We start from the raw sequence: 2,937 nt of genomic DNA, 5'->3' as shown, positions 1-2,937 counted from the left end.
CAGACCGCCACCCTCATGGCCGATGAGCGAATGTGAACCCCGGGCAGAGCCGCACCTCTCGACACGCCACCGCCAACCATGCACGAGCTCGTTAGCCATCCTGTGGCTCGTGCGCTTGGACTTTGTTCTGCCAGCGACTCTCGTGGGCGTGGCCGTGTTCCTGCTGCTCGCTATCGTCTCCAATACCACGAGTGAGATGATCTTGGTGTGGCTGGTGTGATCACGGCGTTGGAGACGTCCCTGGATAGGCCCGTGCACCGGGCTGAGCCCGCGTCGCTTCGGCAAGTTGGTGACCGCCGCACGGCGCGAGATGGCTGCCGAGATCCAGCGCGGGCGACCCAGGGGACTCCCGCTCGAGGACCATATTCCACTGGTCGCGGCCTACTGGCGCGCAAACTTGACGATGCGCCAGCTGGCCCCGCTGTTCGGCGTCTCGAAGTCGGCAGCGGACCGGATCATCGACCATCTCGGTCCGCTGCTCGCGCTCCAGCCGCGCAAGCGGTTCCGCAAGGACACCGTACTCATCGTGGACGGAACCCTGGTGCCCCCGCGACCACGCGGTGGCCGAGCAGTCGAAGAACTACTGCTATTCCACGGCTCATCAGGTGGTCATCGACGCCGACACCCGCCTGGCGGTCGTGGTCGGCGGCCTGTGCCGGGCAACCGTCACGACTCCCGTGGCTGGGAGGAGTCCGGTGCCAAGGCCGCCGCAGGCAAGACAATGACCATCGCCGACGGCGGCTATCAGGGCAACGGACTGGTCATTCCGCACCGTCGCCGCAAGGGCGAGGAACTCCCGGATTGGAAGGAGGAACACAACCGGTCGCACAAGCAGGTCAGGGCCCGCGTCGAGTACACCTTCGCCCGCATGAAGGGCTGGAAGATCCTGCGCGACTGCCGACTGAAAGGTGACGGCGTCCATCACGCCATGCTCGGCATCGCCCGCCTGCACAACCTCGCCCTCGCAGGATAGGCGAACAGGCGGCACGGCAGTCGACCTTGCCTCTCCCGGCTCCAAGATCGTTACGGGACAAGCCTTAAAGGGCAAAGTCCCTTGCCGCAGGGGGCAAAGAAGGGCAGCTCTGCTTGTGCGGGCTGCGGCGGCGGCCAGAATCAGACTGCACAACGACTCTCCTTCCCGCCCTGACGCCTGTCAGGCAACCATCAAGAAAGTAGGACAGGATGAGACTCAAAAGGTTTGGTCGAGCAGCTGTTGTCGCGGCGACAGTAGCCATCACAGGTGGGGGCATCCTCGCATCCCCCGCTTCGGCGGCTCAAGTAACTACATCCTACTCGGGTGCCCAGGCCGCCTACGACAACAACCCGGGCAACGGCGCCCAGAGCTGGGTATGGGTTTGGGCTGGCGGGAATTTCCTCGCTCACGTTGACTACCAGTTCAAGGACGGTAGCGGAGGGCAGCTGCGCACCTCGAGTTCTAAGACTGCCAACCTCAACAAGGACATCCGGAGTATACGAGTGTGCGTTTACCGGCAGATTCCTCCTACATATCCCGTTCATTGCGGATCCTGGACCTGATCCAAGTCGCATGGGCTCAAGTCCGGTGCTGAATTCCGCTTGTCACTGGATAGGTGGTTCACCGCGGTCGATTGATCTTGGTGCTCGGTTTGGTGATCATTGGAGCCCTGTCTGCCGCCGGTCCGTTGCCTGCCTATTAGGGAACTGCCTCGTCGGGGGTCGCGCTGCGGAGCGGCGGCAAACGCGTGCCGAATTGGCGGAGACCCGGGCTCGGATCGCGGATCTTCAGGTCCTGCTGGGCCAGAACTCGAAGAACTCCTCGAACCCGCCGTCCTCGGATGGCCTGGCCGAGCCGGCCCCGAAGTTCTTGCGGGGCAGATCCGGCCGCCCGGAGAGGCAGGAAGGCGTCAGGCTGGCACAGGTCGCCGACCCCGACCCATAAGGTGGAACACCGCCTGTAGGGGCGTGCGCGGGCTGCGGAACGGACCTGGCGGAAACCGAGCCGCTCGGTATCGAGCAGCGTCAGGTCTTCGACCTGCCCGAGCGGACCGGCCTCGAGGTCACCGAGCACCGGCTGATCACCTGCCAGTGCGCCTGCGGCACGACAGCCAGAGCCACCGGCCCCGGAGAAGGCCGGGACGGTTTCCCTAGATTGCCGCTGTGGCCCCATCCACGTGCGCAAGGCGGCGCTGACTGGCGTGGCAGCAAGTGTTACCGAAGACCTCAAGCAGTGGATGGGTAAGGTCCCTTGGGTGCCTAAAGGGCGACAATCCTGCCCACTCTGGCTCCTCGAGCCAGTGCCGCTTCCTGTCCTCGCCGGTGCGCGTGTGCCAGCATGGCCAAAGCGTCAGCGATCGAGGCGTTAGCAAACTATTCGCTAACGCCAGCTTCAGCTATCACTCGCGGTATGAAAAGGCGACGCAGAGCAGGGCAACCTGATCGAATGCAACCGCCCTGATCCAGTCGCTGGCCAGGAATACCAGCCAGAAGGACGAGATCCATGCGCACTGCCCGCGGATCCGCCTTGGGTCTCTGACCCTTGCGAGTGCTCTCAAGCGGTGCCAGGAGACGTGTGCACGGCAGGCTTCCATCCGCCCAAGACGGCGGTAACCGGCGCAGTAGAGATGCCGTCGAAGAACGGCGTGCGGGGAAGCGCAACACCCCCGCGCTCCGGATTGCCTGAAGGGACAAGAACCCTGCCCTGCTGCGCACTCTTGCCCTAATACTTCTTCCCATGCCTCCGCAGGGGGATTTGAATGAGTGCGAAATTCCCGTTCCGCCTGCATCGGTGGCTCGGCCTATCCCGGCAATACCGGCAGCGCCAGCGCTACCTGATGCCCCGCGTTCGTGAAGCGGACCGCCGTTAGAGAGTGGGTACGCTTTGCCTACCTTGTGTCGGCCTTCTGTTTGGGTCCCGGAGTTCACGATCTCGATGGACGAGACGCTGGACCTGTGTCGTCG

Annotated in this window: 1 protein-coding gene and 1 pseudogene; both read left to right on the top strand. The window is 64.0% G+C overall.

Annotated elements, in window-relative coordinates:
- Positions 1-207: 207 nt before the first annotated feature.
- Positions 208-973, top strand: a pseudogene (locus ACH4YL_RS40640) (transposase).
- Between the two features lie 573 nt (positions 974-1,546).
- Positions 1,547-1,918: a DUF6444 domain-containing protein gene (locus ACH4YL_RS40635; RefSeq protein WP_398512573.1), complete on the top strand. Its 372-nt coding sequence runs from the start codon at positions 1,547-1,549 to the stop codon at positions 1,916-1,918.
- Positions 1,919-2,937 lie beyond the last annotated feature (1,019 nt).

The organism is Streptomyces sp. NPDC020681, assembly GCF_044334895.1.
GTDB lineage: Bacteria > Actinomycetota > Actinomycetes > Streptomycetales > Streptomycetaceae > Streptomyces.
Note: the sequence above shows the minus strand (reverse complement) of the source record. Positions and strands in the feature narration are given on the sequence as shown.

Bases quoted from the DNA above. Each gene is read 5' to 3' on its own strand.
- ACH4YL_RS40635 (WP_398512573.1), top strand. From the start codon at position 1,547: ATGGGCTCAAGTCCGGTGCTGAATTCCGCTTGTCACTGGATAGGTGGT.